General features: G+C 28.4%; 14 protein-coding genes. 13 read left to right on the top strand and 1 reads right to left on the bottom strand.

The features are described from left to right. The first annotated feature begins 69 nt into the window (after positions 1–69). The 6 genes from aroB to LJD32_RS12045 all read left to right on the top strand — a co-directional run bounded on the left by aroB (position 70) and on the right by LJD32_RS12045 (position 5,570). Positions 70–1,128 carry a 3-dehydroquinate synthase gene (gene aroB, locus LJD32_RS12070; RefSeq protein WP_032091674.1) on the top strand — a complete coding sequence of 353 codons (1,059 nt, stop codon included), beginning with the start codon at positions 70–72 and terminating at the stop codon, positions 1,126–1,128. Between the two features lies 1 nt (position 1,129). Further along, on the top strand, positions 1,130–2,416 hold the full coding sequence (gene aroA, locus LJD32_RS12065) for a 3-phosphoshikimate 1-carboxyvinyltransferase (RefSeq protein WP_119362918.1): 1,287 nt from the start codon (positions 1,130–1,132) through the stop codon (positions 2,414–2,416). Further along, the gene (aroC, locus tag LJD32_RS12060; RefSeq protein ID WP_175301979.1) at positions 2,400–3,476 is read left to right on the top strand and encodes a chorismate synthase; all 1,077 of its coding nucleotides are present in this window, start codon (positions 2,400–2,402) and stop codon (positions 3,474–3,476) included. Before aroA ends, aroC begins: the two co-directional genes overlap by 17 nt. A gap of 2 nt (positions 3,477–3,478) precedes the next feature. Next, positions 3,479–4,600, top strand: a complete 1,122-nt coding sequence (pheA, locus tag LJD32_RS12055; protein WP_227392510.1) for a prephenate dehydratase — start codon at positions 3,479–3,481, stop codon at positions 4,598–4,600. Positions 4,601–4,602: 2 nt separating this feature from the next. Further along, positions 4,603–5,091, top strand: a complete 489-nt coding sequence (locus tag LJD32_RS12050; RefSeq protein WP_119362921.1) for a shikimate kinase — start codon at positions 4,603–4,605, stop codon at positions 5,089–5,091. Between the two features lie 125 nt (positions 5,092–5,216). Then, entirely contained in the window at positions 5,217–5,570 is a 354-nt protein-coding gene (locus tag LJD32_RS12045) for an Rpn family recombination-promoting nuclease/putative transposase (RefSeq protein ID WP_227392509.1), read from the top strand. Positions 5,571–5,685: 115 nt separating this feature from the next. Here LJD32_RS12045 and LJD32_RS12040 read toward each other — a convergent pair whose 3' ends face one another. Continuing rightward, positions 5,686–6,801 carry an AI-2E family transporter gene (locus tag LJD32_RS12040; RefSeq protein ID WP_227392508.1) on the bottom strand — a complete coding sequence of 372 codons (1,116 nt, stop codon included), beginning with the start codon at positions 6,799–6,801 and terminating at the stop codon, positions 5,686–5,688. Between the two features lie 125 nt (positions 6,802–6,926). On the opposite strand from LJD32_RS12040, the gene LJD32_RS12035 reads away from it, so the two are divergent. From LJD32_RS12035 to LJD32_RS12005, 7 genes are read left to right on the top strand one after another with little or no spacing between them, the layout of a single operon-like run. Next, the gene (locus LJD32_RS12035) at positions 6,927–8,591 is read left to right on the top strand and encodes an ATP-binding protein (protein WP_227392507.1); all 1,665 of its coding nucleotides are present in this window, start codon (positions 6,927–6,929) and stop codon (positions 8,589–8,591) included. Further along, positions 8,591–11,989, top strand: coding sequence for a leucine-rich repeat protein (locus tag LJD32_RS12030; RefSeq protein WP_227392506.1), 3,399 nt, complete (start codon positions 8,591–8,593; stop codon positions 11,987–11,989). Before LJD32_RS12035 ends, LJD32_RS12030 begins: the two co-directional genes overlap by 1 nt. After that, positions 11,979–12,914: an AAA family ATPase gene (locus LJD32_RS12025; protein ID WP_147580764.1), complete on the top strand. Its 936-nt coding sequence runs from the start codon at positions 11,979–11,981 to the stop codon at positions 12,912–12,914. Before LJD32_RS12030 ends, LJD32_RS12025 begins: the two co-directional genes overlap by 11 nt. A gap of 3 nt (positions 12,915–12,917) precedes the next feature. Then, the gene (locus LJD32_RS12020) at positions 12,918–14,090 is read left to right on the top strand and encodes a DUF58 domain-containing protein (protein WP_227392505.1); all 1,173 of its coding nucleotides are present in this window, start codon (positions 12,918–12,920) and stop codon (positions 14,088–14,090) included. 11 nt (positions 14,091–14,101) lie between these two features. Next, positions 14,102–16,366: a transglutaminase domain-containing protein gene (locus LJD32_RS12015; protein ID WP_227392504.1), complete on the top strand. Its 2,265-nt coding sequence runs from the start codon at positions 14,102–14,104 to the stop codon at positions 16,364–16,366. 1 nt (position 16,367) lies between these two features. Further along, a complete protein-coding gene (locus LJD32_RS12010; protein WP_227392503.1) occupies positions 16,368–17,858 on the top strand; it encodes an HD domain-containing phosphohydrolase in 1,491 nt (496 codons plus the stop codon). Positions 17,859–17,869: 11 nt separating this feature from the next. Further along, positions 17,870–18,232, top strand: a complete 363-nt coding sequence (locus tag LJD32_RS12005; RefSeq protein WP_227392502.1) for an Hpt domain-containing protein — start codon at positions 17,870–17,872, stop codon at positions 18,230–18,232. The last annotated feature ends 101 nt before the right edge of the window (positions 18,233–18,333 follow it).

Here is an 18,333-nt window from a genome sequence, read left to right as displayed (position 1 = left end):
TTGAACAATTGATGAAAGAATTAAAACCAATTGCTGATGCTGTTGGTAAAGAAATTTAAGGTGACTGAAATGGAAATGATCGTTAATTTAAAGGAACATAGTTATCCTATTTATATAGAAAAAAATATTTTAAAACATGCAAATGAAAAAATAAAAGAAGTCTTTAAAGGAAAGAAAATTATGATCATTTCCGATGATCAAGTTTATCCTTTATATGGCGATGATTTGACTTTAAATCTTGAAAAAGATTTTAAAGTCAATCATGTCGTTGTTCCTCATGGAGAAAAATCAAAACGTTTTGATATGTTACCAACGCTTTATAAAGCATGTTTAGATTTTAAACTTACAAGAACGGATTTAATCATTGCTTTAGGTGGTGGTGTGATTGGGGATATGGCAGGATTTGTCGCAAGTAGTTATTTGAGAGGAGTAAAACTTGTCCAAATTCCTACTTCTTTACTTGCACAAGTGGATAGTTCTGTTGGTGGAAAGGTAGCGGTTGATTTACCTGAAGGGAAAAACCTGGTAGGAGCTTTCTATCATCCATCCATGGTTTTGATTGATCCATGTACATTAAAGACATTAGATCCACATTTTATCAGTGATGGCATGGGAGAAGTCATTAAATATGGATGTATTAAAGATAAAAAATTATTTGATCAATTAAATTCTTATCAAAATTTTGAAGAACTCTATGAATTTATTGATGAAATCATATATAATTGTGTCAACATCAAAAGAGAAGTTGTTGAAAAAGATCAATTTGATTTTGGTGATCGTTTATTACTTAACTTTGGTCATACCTATGCGCATGCCATAGAACAATATTATCACTATGAAAAATATTCTCATGGGGAAGCCGTAGGTATTGGAATGTATCAAATTACAAAACTTGCTGAAAGTCTAGATTTGACAAAAACAGGATCTTCCATGCAAATTAAAGAAATCTTACAAAAATACAATCTACCATATGAATGTCAAGTTGAAACAAAAAATCTTATTCAAGCTATTTCTTTAGATAAAAAGAATATTAATAATTCATTATCTGTTGTTTTATTAAAAGAAATAGGAGATAGTTATGTTTATCAAACAAATCAAGAATTTTTATTAAAAAAAGAAAGGGTATAAAATGAGTCAAATTAAGTTAATTCCTACAAAACTAAAAGGAAAAGTATCTGTTCCACCTTCAAAATCATTAGCACATCGTGCAATCATTGCAGCCAGTCTTGCTAAAGGTATTTCAAGAATTGATCATATTGAATATTCTCAAGATATCAAAGCAACAATTGGTGCGATGGAAGCACTTGGAACAATTATTGAACAACATGAAGATTATCTTATTATTAATGGTAATTACACATTTACTAAAAATAATACGATGCCAGGAGTCCAAATTGATTGTGAAGAATCAGGATCAACGCTTCGCTTCATGGTTCCTATTTCTCTTGCTAAAGAAAATAAAGTACGTTTTATAGGAAGAGGACAATTAGGGAAAAGACCATTAGATACCTATTATGAAATCTTTGAAAGACAAAATATTGGTTATTTATATCGTGAAAATGTTTTAGATTTAAATGTTGTGGGTGAATTAAAACCTGATTTATATCGTATTCCAGGTAATATTTCATCACAATTTATTACCGGTTTATTATTTGCTTTACCTTTATTATCATTTGATTCAATCATTGAAATTACGACACCACTTGAAAGTAAAGGATATATTGATTTAACATTACAAGTATTAAAACTTTATGGTATTGAAATTGTGAATCATGAATATAAACAATTTATTGTAAGAGGTAGACAAGAATATAAGGCAAAAGATTATCGTGTGGAATCTGATTTTTCTCAAGCTGCTTTCTATTTAGTAGCGGGTGCTTTAGGAAATGATGTTACATTATTAGATTTAAACTTAGATTCTTTACAAGGTGATAAAGCAACAATTGATTTTTTAAAACAAATGAATTGTGAAATCGTGGAAAATGATGAAGGAATTAAAGTGGTGAGTCATGGTTTAAAAGCAACAACTGTGGATGCGAGTCAATGCCCTGATGTTATTCCAGTTGTTTCTCTTGCATTAGCACTTGCAAGTGGACATAGTGAAGTCATCAATGCCGGACGTTTACGTATTAAAGAATGTGATCGTCTTCAAGCAACAGTTGAAGAATTGAATAAACTAAAAGCACATGCAGTTGAACATGAATCTTCTATGGAATTAGATGGTGTAGAAACTTTAACAGGTGGAAATGTATCAAGTCATGATGATCATCGTATGGCGATGATGCTAGCGATTGCTTCAACAGTGTGTAAGGAACCAGTCATTATTGATAATAAAGAATGTGTTAAAAAATCTTATCCAAGTTTTTGGGAAGATTTCGAGATGTTAGGAGGAAAAATCGATGGGGGCAACTTATAAAAATAATATAGAACTTACAATTTTTGGTGAATCCCATGGAAAAGCTATTGGTATTACCATTGGCAATCTTCCTAGCGGTATTCAAATTGATTTAGATGAAGTTTCGCGTGATATGAAAAGAAGAGCACCAGGACAAAATAAAATGTCGACAGCTAGAAAAGAAGCAGATCAAGTAGAAATTTTATCAGGGTTACAAGATGGCATTACCACAGGAGCACCTCTTACAGGAGTCATCTATAATAGTGATCAACATTCTAAAGATTATTCTTTACTTAAAACAAATATGCGACCAGGACATAGTGATTATCCAGCTTATATTAAATATAAAGGATTTAATGATGTCCGTGGGGGTGGTCATTTTTCTGGAAGAATTACAGCCCCAATCGTTTTTGCGGGAAATATTGCTAAACAGATTTTAAAACAAAAAGGAATTATTGTAGGAGCACATATTTTATCAATTGGAAAAATCAAAGATGAAAAGTTCCCTGTAAATGTAGATGATGAAATGCTTTTAAAATTAAGTGAAAAACAATATCCAACAATTAAAGAGGATGTTTTTGAAAAAATGGAAGAAACGATTTTAAAAGCGAAAGAAAATTTAGATAGTGTTGGTGGAAAAATTGAATGTGTTGCTTTACATGTTCCTGCTGGAGTAGGTGAACCTTTCTTTGATTCTTTAGAAAGTCATTTATCTTCATTGATGTTTTCAATTCCAGCCGTTAAAAGTGTTTCTTTTGGCGATGGAGAAAGTATTGATGAGATGTTAGGGAGTGAAGCCAATGATTGTTATTATTATGATGAAGAAGGAAATGTAAGAACTTCTACAAATCATAATGGTGGCATTACTGGTGGTATTACAAATGGTATGCCTGTAAGTTGTACGGTTACTTTTAAACCTACACCTTCGATTGCTAAAAAACAAAAGACGATTAATATTGAAACAAAAGAAAATGTAGAATTAGAAATAAAAGGAAGACATGATCCTTGTATTGTACAAAGAGCAGTTGTTGTTGTAGAAGCAATGATGGCTTTAGGAATACTTGATATGATGAGGGAATAAGTATGAAAGATTTAAAACAATGCCGAATTGAAATAGATGCAATTGATCAACAATTAATGGAACTTTTTGAAAAACGTATGGCTCTTTCAAAAAGTGTCGTTGAATATAAAATTGAAAATCATTTAGAAATTTTCCAACCTGAAAGAGAAAGAGAAGTTATTGAAAAGAACTTAAATCGTTTAAATAATGATCAATTAAAAGAATATGCAAGATGTTTTATTCAAGAAATGATGACAGTTTCTAAATCTTATCAATCAGATTTATTACCACTTGAATTAGATAAAAATATTAAAACAGACTTTAAAAAAGATCCTGTTGTAGGTTATCAAGGAATTGCAGGTGCTTTTTCACAAAGTGCTGTTGAAAATTTCTTTGGTGAGGGAACAAAGAATATTGGTTATAGAGACTTCGAAGATGTTTATGTGGCTTTAGAAAATGGTGAAATTGATTATGGTGTTTTACCAATTGAAAATAGTTTAACAGGTTCAATTAATGATAACTATGATTTAATTAGAAAATATGGTTTCTATATTGTAGGAGAAACTGCAGTTAATGTCAGTCAATGTTTAATGGCACTTCCAGGGACAAAGATTGAGGATATCAGACAAGTTTACTCACATCCACAAGGATTAGCACAATCAAGTGAATTTTTATATCAACATCGTTATATTGAACAAAGACCATTTCAAGATACAGCCATGGCTGCTAAATATGTAATGGATTCAAAAGATCCAACTAAAGCAGCCATTGCATCACCACTTGCGTGTAAACTTTATGGTTTAGAAATGTTAAAAGAAAATGTACAAAATAAGAAAAACAATAGAACACGTTTTATGGTGATTTCTAAAGAACTTATTTGTCCAAAAGAAAGTGACAAAGTTTCTGTTATCTTTACATTACCTCATCAAGTTGGAGCTTTAGATAACATGTTACAAACAATTAAACAAAGTCAAATTAATATGGATCGTATTGAATCAAGACCAATTGAAACACAATATTGGCAATATTATTTCTATATTGATTTTGAAGGAAATATGCATGAAGAAAGAATTCAACGTGCTATTAATAAAATGAAAGCAAATAGTACAACGTTAAAAGTATTGGGAAATTATAAAAGGGCGTAAAAATGAAAAATATTATATTAGTGGGAATCATGGGGTGTGGTAAAACAACCATCTCCAAATTATTATCAGAAAAATTAAAGATGCCAGTTATTGATATGGATAAATATATTGAAAAAAAATATCAATGTACAATACCTGATATGTTTGCCATCTCTGAGGAATATTTTAGGGACAGAGAAAGTGAAGCATGTTTAGATATGGCAAAGCTTGACGGCTATATTATTTCTACAGGTGGGGGAGTCATCAAAAGAAAAGAAAATAGAGACGTTTTAAAACAAGCGGGTACTGTTTTCTATATTGATCGACCTGTAGATAATATTGTAACAGATGTAGAAACAGCTCATCGACCATTATTAAAAGATGGACCAGAAAAACTTTATCAATTATTTGATGAAAGACATCAACTTTATTTAGATAGTTGCCACTATCATGTAAAAAATGATGGAACACTAACGGATATCGTTAATAAAATAGTAGAAGATATAGACTAAATCGTAAGGTTTAGTTTTTCTTTTTTTATTTAAAATAATGTAGCTTAAAAAGGTTTAAATATTTTAAAAATATCAAAAGATATCGAGATATTACTAAAAAGATACTTCATAAAGGAGTCTAGCATGTGTTGGGAGTTGAATATCAAAGTACAATTGATCAAAAGATGGTTGTTAGAACAAGAATATATGAAATGTTGGATTATTATAATCAATTGATCAGTGGACGTAAAAAATTGATGCCTAATATTATGATTGTCTTTTATGCAGGTTCTTCTTTTTGGAAGGCACCCCAAAGACTACAAGAGATGATGGATAAATCAAAAAGTATGGAAAAATATTATAATGATTGGAAATACTTTTTTGTAGATATTAAAGAAATAGATACAACAAAGATTAAAAATTCACAAGTAAGATATCTTGTAGAAGCAGTGCAAGGATTATATGAAGGATCTAAAAGAATTAATGATGAAAATCGATAAATTCAATTCTCAACAACTTAATATGCTTGTTGAACATATATTTGATATTAGTAATGAAGATGATATTTTACATCTTATCCATTAGCCAAGACGATGAGAGTCTTGGCTTTTTGTATTAAGATGTTTGTTTTTTTAATTGATCTTTAACATAAGTTTTAAATAAAGTATAGAAAATAGATGTTAAAGGAATAAATAAAAACATTCCCATGATACCCATTAAATTTCCACCTATGATTACAGCTACAAAGACCCAAATAGAAGGAAGACCTACAGAATTTCCTACAACATGAGGATAAATAAAGTTACCTTCAATTTGTTGTAGAACTAAAAATAAAACAATAAATTCAATAGCTTGGATTGGATTTACAATACCAATCATAATAATTCCTATAAAACATCCAATAAATGCTCCAAAAACAGGAATCAATGCAGTTATCGCAATAACTACTCCCATCAACATAGCGTAAGGCATTTTTAAAATACCCATTGTAACAATAAACATACTTCCAAGAATACAAGCTTCTAAACATTGACATGTAATAAAACTTGTAAAAGTATCACCTGATAACTGAATGATTTTACAAACTTTTTCAGTTTTATCTTTTCCAATAAAAGCAATTGTTGTCTTTTTGAGTTGTCTAGATAATGTTTCTTTAGAAAAAAGAAGATAAATTGAAAAGACAAGACCAATAAAGAAAGTATATAAACTACTTAATGTATTTGATAAAATAGAAAATCCAGAATGAAATAAACTTTGCCAATTATTTATAATTGTTTTATATAAAGCAGATAAGTCAAGATCTAAAGAAATAATAGAATCGATGATATTTTTAAAACTTCCATTCATTATATTTCTATTTTCTTTTAAGAAAATAAGTAATTGATCATAAGCATTAGGTGCCAATTTAACAATTTCTTTAAGAGAATGGATTAGTTCGGGTCCAATGATAAAACAAATAAGTAATAAAAAACTAACAAATAAAATAAGAGTTAAAATAAATGAAATCATTCTTTTATTTCTTACATTTTTTAATAAACTTTTTTCTAATTGATTTGTAATAATATTTAAAATAAAAGCAATACAAAAACCAACTATAAAAGGAATAATTAATTGCCAAAGATATTGAATAAAACTAAAAACAGACGATAAATTTAAAATAATAGCTAAGATAATACCTGCATAACTTATTAAATAAAAGTATTTTTTTAATTCATTGTCATTTGAAAACATAAAATCACCTCTTAAAAAGTATATATTTTTTATATGAACAGAAAATGAAAATTTGCATAAGTTTGAGATTGTCCTTATAATAAAAAAGTGGGTGACTATATAAATTTAAAAGGGAGGATTTTTATATGAAAAAAATCATTATAACAATAGGAAAAAATAGTCAGACAATTTTTTTATTGATTATTTTAGTAATTGGTCTTGTGATTTTATTAAATACGATTGCTTTTTTTTATAAAAAACATAAAAATCCTCGCTTTTCTCAAAAAGAGTTTTTAAATAATATTTTTTATAAAGATCAAAGTCAAGTATATGTCTTAGTTAGAAAGAAAGATTACAAAGTATTATTTTTATCTTCTCACTTTGAAGAAGTATTTCATATTTTACCAAAACGTATACAAGTTGATATAGAAGTTTTAAAAGAAATTGTAGAAGATGATACTTACCGACAATTTTTAAAAGAATATAAGCAATGGAATCAACAAGAACCTTTTAAATATTCTTTTAAAATGAAGGATGAAAATAAATGGTTTATTTTAACAATTACTGCAATAGAACATGGAAAATATCATCTATTTGCTTTTTATGACCATAGTGAAGATGTTTTAAAAGAATTAGATTATTTACAACAAATAGAAACAACTAAAAATGAAAGTGAATATAAAGCTTCATTTTTATCAAGAATGTCACATGAAATTAGAACGCCTATGAATGGAATTATTGGGATGCTGACATTAGCCAGACAATCAAAACAAGATGCTAAACAAGGAAGCTACTATTTACAACAAGCAGAAGATATTTCTAAGTATTTGCTTTCACTCATCAATGAAGTCTTGGATATGTCAAGAATGAAAGCAGGAAAATTAGAATTAGAGAGTAAACCATTTAATATTTATCATTTAAAAGCACAATTAAATAATATTTTTAAAGAAACAATTGAAAAGAAAAATGTTTTATTTAAAATCGATTATTTTGATTTTGATGTAAAATATTTTATGGGGGATGAATTACGTATTATGCAAATACTTGTTAATCTATTATCCAATGCTAGTAAGTTTACTGATAATGGTGAAATTACAGTAACATTTAGACAAATGTATAAAGAAGATAAGGTTGCAAATATTATGATGCGTGTTCATGATACAGGTAAAGGAATGTCAAGAGAGTTTTTAAGTCATATATTCAGACCGTTTGAACAAGAAGGAGTTGAAATTTCTAAAAAGTATGGTGGTAGTGGACTTGGAATGGCTATTACAGATCAGCTTGTTAAATTGATGGGTGGAGAAATAGTTGTTGATAGTCTTGAAGGTAAAGGAACCGATTTTACAGTCTTTTTAAATTTACCAGTTGCTCCAAGTCAAGAATATGAAGATGAAAAAGAAGTTGTTGTTGAACAATTTAGTTTTGAGAAAAAGCGTATATTGCTTGCTGAAGATAATGAAATTAATGCAGAGATTTGTATGAGTGTATTAAATTCTAAAGGAGCGTTTGTCGAACGTGTAGAAAATGGACAAGAAGCAGTTGATACATTTAAGAAGCATGCTAAAAATTATTATGATTTGATTTTAATGGATATACAAATGCCGCAAATGGATGGCTATGAAGCAACGCAAATTATAAGAACGATGGAATCGGGTAAAGCAATTCCTATCTTTGCTTTATCTGCTGATGCATATGTAGAAAATAAACGCTATTCTAAAGAGATGGGAATGGATGGACATTTTTCAAAGCCTATTGATTTTGATGTAATGGAAAAAGAATTAAGTGAATATTTTTCAAGGAGAGATGCATAATGAAAAAGACATTTAAATTATCAGTACCGTATTTAGGAAAAGCTGTGGTTGTGACGGTTGTTTCTTTTTCATGTGCGATTTCTGCTTATCAACTTTACCAAAATAGTTCAATCTTCTCACCACAATCACAAGCTTTAGATTTGAAAAATAATCAAGTTGTTTTTTCAAATCAAAATCAACAAACAAACACAAATCAAAATCAAGATGAAAGTCAATATCTTAATGAAAATCAACAAGCATTAGATAAAATTTCACAAACAAATTTTAATAATTCTCCTTATTTATTTAAAAATCAAGGAAGAGTGGATCCGACAAAAATTTATGGACAAACAGGTATGGGGACAAATGGTGGCAATACGATAGGTGTTAATCCAAATGGAACAACAAATAATGGAAATGCAACTGTTGTCATTCCCGGAACAGGAATGCCTATTGCTACAGGAGATGCAAGTTCAGGCATCGCTAATGATGAAGTAAATAAAAACACAAATCATGAAACAACACCGATTGTTGATCCAGATCCAGAACCAACGCTACCAGATTTATCGAATAATGAGATTTATAAAGATGCCATTTCTTTGCCAAATACAGGAATTGAACAAAAAGAAAATGCAAAATACAATATCCATTTTATGGCTGCAGAAGATTTATATCTTGACAATCTTACAATGCTCTATGATGGTTGTGTGATCACTCCATGGAAATTACTTTGTAATATGGTTGTGATGGTTTCAGAAAGGAAAGAGGGGGATAGCTATCCAACACTTTATAGAATAGAAAATTATAATGATAATTTTAAAATAGGTTCTTATCCTCAATATGCAACAGAAAACTTTAAAGTATCATTTTATTTTAGACTAAATGAATCAAGTCCATGGCAAGAATATATTTATGAATTTAAAGTTGATTATCAGGCACGTATTTCCTTACAAGACTATAATCAACAAGAAATAAAATATTTTTATTTAAAGAAAAATGAAACAGAAGATTTACGAAAATATTACAATTTAATAATTCCAACATATCAAGATTCTACACAAATGTTTATTGGCTGGAAAGAGGAAGATGGTAGTGTTATTGAAGATCAATCTGACTACACAATCACTCAAAAAGGAAGAATTACACTTGTTCCTCAAGAAATGGTAGATTTACCAGAGGAATATATTGTTCAATTACAAGATAAAACGATTTTTTCACCAATATTTGCGACAATTTATGAATATGCTTTTACCAATTATGTTGGAGATTTAAATGCTGATATTCATGTACCAGATGGTATAAAAAAAGTAGAATTAAATGATATTTTTGGAAAAGAATTTAATGGTGATTTTTATATTTCAGAGATCGTTGATGATATTTCTTTTGGTTATGGCTGGACAGGACCTGATTTATATGGAAAGTATATCGTTGATGAAAATAATCCTAATTTTAGTTCAAATGAAGATGGATTATTAATGGATAAATCTCAAACAGTGATTCTTCAAACACCAATAGCTGATGCTATTTATATTCCTGAAGGAGTTACATCAATTAGTAGTTCTATTTCGTGGTATGTTCATGATATTTATTTTGAAGGTAAGTGTTTGATAGATAGCCATTCTTTTTCTAATATTCCTACAGATTCAACAGTTCACGTACCTGATCAATATTATTTAGACTATTTTAAAAAGAGTTATGGAAGTTTTGTAACAAGTATAGTTAATGAAAATAATGAATCTTATGATTATACAGTAAGTAATAATTTGGTTTTTAGTGATGATGAAAAGATACTAGTAAGTACTTTAGATAGTGCAAGTGGGACAATTGTTATTCCTGAAACAGTAGAAAAAATAGCTGATCAAGCTTTTAGTGGAAATAGTGATATTACACAGATTATTTTAACAGGAGGAAATATTGAATTAGGTCATCAAATTTTTAAAGACAGTGGTGTTGAAGATGTGATGATTTTAACTCAAGATATGCCAAGTGTTTATAAAGATACTTTTAGTGATAGTGATAATCTTAAAGGAATTAGTATTGCTAGAAATTATTATCATTTGTATGAATCTAAATGGAGTGATTTATTAGAACCAACAGAGTTTGCTTTATTGAATGAAACTGATTCATCATTAAATGTAAAAGATGGTTTTGAATATTTAGAAATGTATTATCAAGATCGTACACATGCAACCATTTTATTAAATGCGCCAAGTGATTTAGTTTATTTTGATGAAGATAGTATTCCAGGAGTAATAATTACTGAAATTGGTAAAAATGCTTTTTCAAATTGTAAACGATTGAAATCTGTAAAATTATCTAAACAAGTGGTACAAATTGATAGCTATGCTTTTTATGGTTGTGATGATTTAGAAGGTATTTTCTCAGCTAATACAGATACGATTACAATTCAAGAAAATGCTTTGGAAATAACGGATGGGTCCTTTCCTAATCTTCGTTATATTGCCTTAAATGCTAAAAATGCAAATTTTGAAAATTATTATTTACCATCAACGAATCAAAAAATGTTTGTTCCTTATGATGGCGATGGATATTATGGTGGTAATACATATAGTAGTAGTTATTTTTTAGATGAATCTTATGGTGGAGCTATCTTATATGGTTATGCTAGAGGATCAGATCAAGATGGAAATACAATTACAGTGGATAATGAATTTTATTTAATTAGTGCAACAACAGATATTAGTGGAGCTGTTGCTACGAAAGAAGGTACCTTTGAGATTTGTATGAATGCTTTCGAGAGTGTTCCTATTACATCGATTCAATTAAATATGACAGATGATATGTATTGGATTGATGATTATGCTTTTTATGAAACAAAATTAGAAGGTGAACTTACTTTGCCAGATGGCTTAGGTCCAATAGGAATGGCTGCATTTAGTGGTACGAGTCTTACAAAAGTGACATTTCCAAAAGTTTATGGGAATAATGCAGAGTATCCAGCACGGCTTTGGACAAATAATTTTGGAAGTACTCTAAAGGAAGTTGTTTTCCAAAATGCTACACCTATCTTACTTTATTATTATGGTGATGGAAATGGCTTTGAATTTGGTCAAGATTTAGCAGATGATTTTCATGTTACACTTTCAGGTGATGCGACAGGTTTAGAACAAACATACATAGATAATTGGAAATATAGTTTTGCAGGATATGAAATATCAGATGCTCAAATTCATGAAAATGAAATTAAAGAAGCAGAAAAGAAGGTTGCAGCATTATTAAATTATGTGGTACCTGAAATAAACGAAAATCAAAATTTAGATAATCAAATAGAAGAGCCTGATACTCAAACAAAAGATGATTCACAAGAAATACAGACAGAGAATAATCAAGAACAAGATGATTCAAATAACAATCAACAAGAGGCTTTAGAAAACGAGGGAGAAGAAAATGATAATTGAGCAATCACAACATATTATTGATGAAATATCAAAAGTATTCATTGGTAAGGATGAAATAATTAAAAAAGTATTAATGACAATTTATGCTGGAGGACATATTTTATTAAATGATACTCCTGGTACGGGGAAAACAACATTGGCGTTAGCTTTTTCTAAAGCTTTAGGTTTGGATTATAAAAGAATTCAGTTTACAACAGATACCTTACCTTCTGATATTGTTGGTTTTACAATGTTAAATAATGAAACTCAAAAATTTGAATTTAGACCAGGGGCTGTTTTTAGTAATTTACTTTTAGCAGATGAAATTAACCGTACATCACCAAAAACACAAGCTGCTTTATTAGAAGCTATGGAAGAACATAATGTGACAGTTGATGGTGTTACTTATGATTTACCTCATCCATTTATTTCAATAGCGACACAAAACCCCATTGGTTCAGCAGGGACACAACCTTTACCAGAATCTCAATTAGACCGTTTTATGGTATGTTTATCGATTGGATATCCTGATTTAGATAAACAAATTGAGATTATTAAATCGCGTCGATATGATAATCCAATTGATAAAATTAAAGTAGTTGCTTCAAAAGAAAATGTTATAGAAGTACAAAACTATTTATCATCTGTACGTATCAGTGATGATGTTTTAAAATATATTGTCTTATTATGTGAAAAAACAAGAGAAATGCCCCTTATTGAATTAGGAGTTTCTCCTCGTGGGGTTTTAGCACTTGTACAAATGGCTAAAGCACATGCCGTATTAGAAGATCGTATCTATGTTATTCCAGAAGATGTACAAGATGTTTTTTTAGATGTTTGTGCACATCGTTTGATTTTACGTCCACAAGCAAGGGTAGAAGGATTAGATGCCAGAGATATTTTAAAAGAAATTTTAGTGGAAGTGAAACCACCATTGGCTGATTAGATTATGAAAAATAAATATTTTGTTTATGCAGTTATCAATATTCTCATTTTTATTGCATATATTTATTCGACTTATTTCTACTTTTTAGTTATTTGGGCAATAAGTATTTTATTTCCTCTTATGCTTTTCATTTTGTTGAAATTAGAAGCACGTTATATTCAACTTGATCTTCATGGACAAAAACAAGGAGAAGTAGGAAAACGTTTATCTTTTGTATCTGAAATAACAAGTCAATATAGATTACTTGTTTCTGGAAGAATAGAGTATGATTTTGTTTATGAAAACAATACGTTACAAAGTCAAATTAGAAAAAGAATATTTATTCCTTTAGGAATGAAATATTCGAAGAAAGAACATCAATATACAGCAACATATTGTGGAGAAGTAACATTTTCTTATGAAAATATTTATTTATATGATGTATTTGGTTTTTGTAGAGTTTCTTTACATCAAAACCAAAAACATCATATGATAGTGTATCCTAGTAAAATCGAGATGAATCTATTGTATAATGAACTTTCTAAACCTTATGAAAATGGACTACTCCAGTATCAATATAGAAAAGGGTTGGATATGTCTGAAATTTATGATTTAAAGACATATTATCCTGGTGATGATATACGACATGTTCATTGGAAATTGAGTGCTAAAATGCAACAGATGCTTTTAAAAGAAGGAACACATCATAGTAGCTTCGAAATTGTATTACTTGTAGATATTGGTTTAAATGATCAAAATGAAGAAGTTGATAAAAAGGTTTTATCAAAAGCATTATCTTTTGCAATGAGTATGTCAGAAGAATTATTACTTAAAAATATAGGTCATTATGTAGCACTTTATGATCATGGAAGTTTTTATTGGTTAGAAATGAATAATGTTCAAGATTACTATACGACATTAGAACAATGGTTTTATAAAGGTGTTTCTTTACAAAACGGAGATGCATTACATCTTTTTATGAGTGAACAGTTAGATTTGATTTTTACAAAAATGATTTATGTTACAGCAGGAAATTTCAATGAAGAAATTTCAAAATTAAATGATTTTTTAAGTGTTAGTGCAATCACTGTAAAAGATCATCTTGAAAAAGTACAAACAACAAAACATCATCAAAATCAATTATATGAATTACCTGTTGATTTAATTGATGAAAATACATATCGTTTTGAAATATAAGGAGGTCAAAAATGGAAAAAAATAAAATTATTTCTTTAAGTACGACCCTCCTTTATTCATTTGTATTAGTGATTAGTTTTTTGTGCTTTTATCATAGTATCGTAGAAAGTTCATGGTTGTTAGAAATTATTGTCAGTTTATTTGTTTTAATAGGAGTAAATCTTTTATCTTATAAAACAAAAACAAAAGAGATTATTTTTCCTATAGTGATGACTTTTATTATTGGGATTATTTATTCATTTCAAAGTTTTTATTATGGCTTTTGGGGAATTATAAATTATTGTATTCAATGGTATAATGTTCAATTTGATGATGCTAGAAATCTGATGATGACTAAAGCTATTACAACAAGTCATATACAAGCTTTTAGTTTGGTTGTTATTCTATTTATTACTTATTTTATTTATCGTTCGATAAAAAAAGAAAAAATGATGGGTATTATTCTTATCTTTTCCATTGTTTTTGCCTTTACTTTATGGATTGATCGTTTTTCTTTTATTGGGGGATCACTTTGTATAATCACTCTTTTGATGATTTGGATGTATTACCAAAATAAAGTGATCAATTCAAAAACAGTTCAATGGCTTGTGATTATTTCAATTATTTTTGTGGCTGTAGCGTTACCTGGTTATCAAGATAATTTATCTTTACAACAAATAAAAAAAGAAGTCTTACAACAAGTAGAAGATCTTCGATATGGTAAAGATAATCTTCCACAAGGTAATTTAAAGCAAGCATCTATAATTCATGAAAATGAAGAAGAACGTCTACAATTAGCTGTTTCACAAAGAAAGAATTTGTATTTAAAGGGGTTTGTAGGGAGTACTTTACAAAATAATCAATGGCAAGATTTAAAAAGAGCAAGTTATAATGGAAAACATGAAGGAATGTTGAAATGGTTAGAAAACAAGAATTTTTCTTCATCTTATCAATATAGTCTTTATGAAAAATTATCTCAATTAGATGATACATCTCAAAAAGTAGAAATTAATAATACAGGAGCTAATAAAAAATATCTCTATACACCTTATTCTGTTTCTAAAAAAGATGTTTCATCATCATTGATTCAAAAAGATCTTAATTTAAAGTCAAATGCTCTCTTTGGAACAAAGAATTATAGTTATACAGAAACATCTTCTGTCTCACCAAGTGAATTGATGACAGGAAGTAACTGGCTTAACCAACCAAATAAATCTCAAAAGAAATATTTAGATACAGAAGCTGTTTATCGACAATTTGTTTATGAAAATTATCAGACAGTTGATCAGGGATTAGAAAAAACGATTGCTCATTTATTTGATCAAGATGAATTTGAAAATACAGGTATTTATTCAATTTCACAACATATTAGAGATACACTTACTAAATATATGAAATATGATGAAAAAACAAATACTCAAAGTGAAAATGTTCTTGAAGGTTTTTTAAATCAAAAGATTTCAGGAAATGATGTTTTATTTGCTTCAGCAGCAGTAGAAGCTTTTCACCATTATAATATTCCAGCAAGATATGTTGAAGGATATTTATTAAAAAGTGACGCTATTGATGAAGAAGGGAATGCTACTCTTACATCAAAAGATGGTCATGCTTGGGTAGAAGTTTATTTTGATGGTATGGGATGGTTACCAATAGATGTAACACCGGGATATTATTATGATGTTTATACACTGATGAATATGGTTGCTACTCCACAAGGAGATAATAGTCAAGTAAATATTGAAAAGGGACATAAGGATTCTCAAGGTGTTAATGATGGTCAAAATGGTGGAATGATTTATAACATTGTTAGTGGTATTGAAAGTATGGAATCACTTGTAATGGGTGTTTTTACAATTGGATGTGTTATTTTATTTATTGTTTGGATCTACTTGGAAATTAGAAGATTATTCTTAAATATTGGAATTAAACATGCTTATCATCGAGCTTCGGTTACTCGAAAAGTGAAGTATTTATATGGATTGATGGAAATGTATTTAAAATCTTATGGAATTGATTATCGTTTAGGTTTAGATTCTTTAAAAGTGGATGATACTTTAGAAAAGATGGGTATCATTTATGAAGGAGAATTTTTAAGAGTTTGTGAGTTATTTGAAAAGAGTTTTTATGGTGAAATAGAGTTAGAAGAATTTGAACTTAATATTATTACTCACTTTATTAGTTTATTATATCAAAATCAAAAGGGATTAAAGTGGTATAATAAATTAAGTAGAAGATATACGATTTTATCTGGGGAAAATATTTATTTAAAATTAATAAGGTGTAATGAGGGTGATTAGGATGGATAAAAATGGGAAAATACTGATTGTTGATGATTCAAAATTTAATCGTGAAATATTATCAGAAATATTAAATCAATATACAGTTATAGAAGCAAAAAACGGTTATGAAGCTTTAGAGTATATGAAAGCTGATAAGAATATTGCGCTTGTTTTATTAGATCTTGTTATGCCTGAAATGGATGGTTTTGAGGTTTTAAAATATATGAATCAAAATCATTTAATTGATGAAATAGCAGTGATGATTATTTCTATCGATAAAGATGATCAAAGTATTGAAAAAGCCTATGAATTAGGGGTATCAGGTTATATTACAAGACCGTTTTCATCTGCTGTTGTCTTAAAAAAAGTTAATAATATTATTTCTCATTATAAAAGACAAAAAAAACTTACAACCATCATTAATAAACAAACCTATGAAAAATATAAAAATAACGATATGATGATTATGATCTTAAGTCATATCGTTGAATCACGTAATGGAGAAAGTGGTTTACATGTATTACACATAAAAAAACTTACAAAATTGTTATTAAATATTTTAGTTAAGAAAACAAATCAATATTCCTTAACTTTAGATGATATGATTTCAATTGAAGTGGCTTCTTCTTTACATGATATAGGAAAGATTGCTATTCCAGAAGAAATCTTAAATAAACCATCATCCCTTACTAAAGAAGAGATGGAAGTTATGAAATCACATGTTATCATCGGTGCAAAGATGTTAAATAGTTTACCATTTTATAATGATGAACCAATTGTAAAATATGGTTATCAAATATGTCGATGGCATCATGAAAGATATGATGGAAATGGTTATCCAGATGGTTTAAAAGGAGAAGAAATTCCTATTGCGGCACAAGTTGTTTCAATTGTTGATGCATATGATGCTTTAACAAGTAAACGTGTTTATAAAGAGGCTTATAGTCATGAAGAAGCTTTAAAAATGATTCAAAAAGGCAAATGTGGTGTTTTTAATCCTTTACTTATAGAATGTTTAATGGATATTGAATCATACATTCAAAATGATTTAAAAATTAATGAATTTTATGAAGATAATGAATATTTTGAAGAACGTACACAAGAACATTTAAAAGATGAAGGTCTTAATTTATCTAATTTACTTTATCAAGATTTATATTTTGAAAAATCAAAATATAAATTTTACAGTGAATTATCTAATAATATTCAATTTGAATATTCAGTTGTACCACCATTACTTACATTATCTAAAAAAGATGCATTATTATTAAATATAGAACCTAAAATTATAGATCCATTAAGTAATGAAAAAGTTACAAAACTATTTATTAATAATGATTTTAATGTATTCATACAACAAGCTATTGATTTAGAAAAAGAAAAAGATAAGTTTTCGATGAATACAAAACTTAAAATCAATAATACAATTAAAGATGTTAAAATAACTGTACAAGTTATTTATGATGGTGAAGAAGCTTTAGGGGTATTAGGAGATATAGAAATATTATAGGAGAGTTGTTTATGGAGTTAGAAGAATTTTACAAACAAGTTGGTGGGAACTTTGAAGATGTTAAAAGAAGATTACTTAATGAAGAATTTATTAGAAAATTTGTATTGAAATTTAAAGATGATGAAACATTTGATAATCTTATTGATGCTTTTAATAAAGCTGATTATAAAGAAGCCTTCCGTTTTATTCATACCTTGAAAGGAACAAGTGTTAATTTGGGATTTGATGATTTATATCAAGCAAGTTGTAATTTAACAGAATGTTTAAGAGAAAAAGAAAACTTAAATGATGAAGAACTTGAAGAAGCAGGTAAACTTCTACAAATAGTTAAAAATAGCTATCAAAAAATAATAGAATTGATTGTTCAATTATAAAAATATGTGAAAAAAGGTCGAATTTAAAGGGAATTTGTTGTAAATTCGGGTAACCAAATAATTTAGGGGGAAAGCCAAATTATTTAGGGGACAACTTTAGG

This window comes from Faecalibacillus sp. TM498 (genome assembly GCF_020589955.1).
Lineage (GTDB): Bacteria > Bacillota_I > Bacilli_A > Erysipelotrichales > Coprobacillaceae > Faecalibacillus > Faecalibacillus intestinalis.
This window is presented reverse-complemented; position numbering and strand designations above follow the sequence as displayed.

Coding starts and splice junctions, on each gene's coding strand:
- pheA (WP_227392510.1), top strand. CDS start 3,479: ATGAAAGATTTAAAACAATGCCGAATTGAAATAGATGCAATTGATCAA.
- LJD32_RS12040 (WP_227392508.1), bottom strand. CDS start 6,801: ATGTTTTCAAATGACAATGAATTAAAAAAATACTTTTATTTAATAAGT.
- aroA (WP_119362918.1), top strand. CDS start 1,130: ATGAGTCAAATTAAGTTAATTCCTACAAAACTAAAAGGAAAAGTATCT.
- aroB (WP_032091674.1), top strand. CDS start 70: ATGGAAATGATCGTTAATTTAAAGGAACATAGTTATCCTATTTATATA.
- LJD32_RS12025 (WP_147580764.1), top strand. CDS start 11,979: ATGATAATTGAGCAATCACAACATATTATTGATGAAATATCAAAAGTA.
- LJD32_RS12005 (WP_227392502.1), top strand. CDS start 17,870: ATGGAGTTAGAAGAATTTTACAAACAAGTTGGTGGGAACTTTGAAGAT.
- LJD32_RS12035 (WP_227392507.1), top strand. CDS start 6,927: ATGAAAAAAATCATTATAACAATAGGAAAAAATAGTCAGACAATTTTT.
- LJD32_RS12010 (WP_227392503.1), top strand. CDS start 16,368: ATGGATAAAAATGGGAAAATACTGATTGTTGATGATTCAAAATTTAAT.
- LJD32_RS12050 (WP_119362921.1), top strand. CDS start 4,603: ATGAAAAATATTATATTAGTGGGAATCATGGGGTGTGGTAAAACAACC.
- LJD32_RS12020 (WP_227392505.1), top strand. CDS start 12,918: ATGAAAAATAAATATTTTGTTTATGCAGTTATCAATATTCTCATTTTT.
- LJD32_RS12015 (WP_227392504.1), top strand. CDS start 14,102: ATGGAAAAAAATAAAATTATTTCTTTAAGTACGACCCTCCTTTATTCA.
- LJD32_RS12030 (WP_227392506.1), top strand. CDS start 8,591: ATGAAAAAGACATTTAAATTATCAGTACCGTATTTAGGAAAAGCTGTG.
- aroC (WP_175301979.1), top strand. CDS start 2,400: ATGGGGGCAACTTATAAAAATAATATAGAACTTACAATTTTTGGTGAA.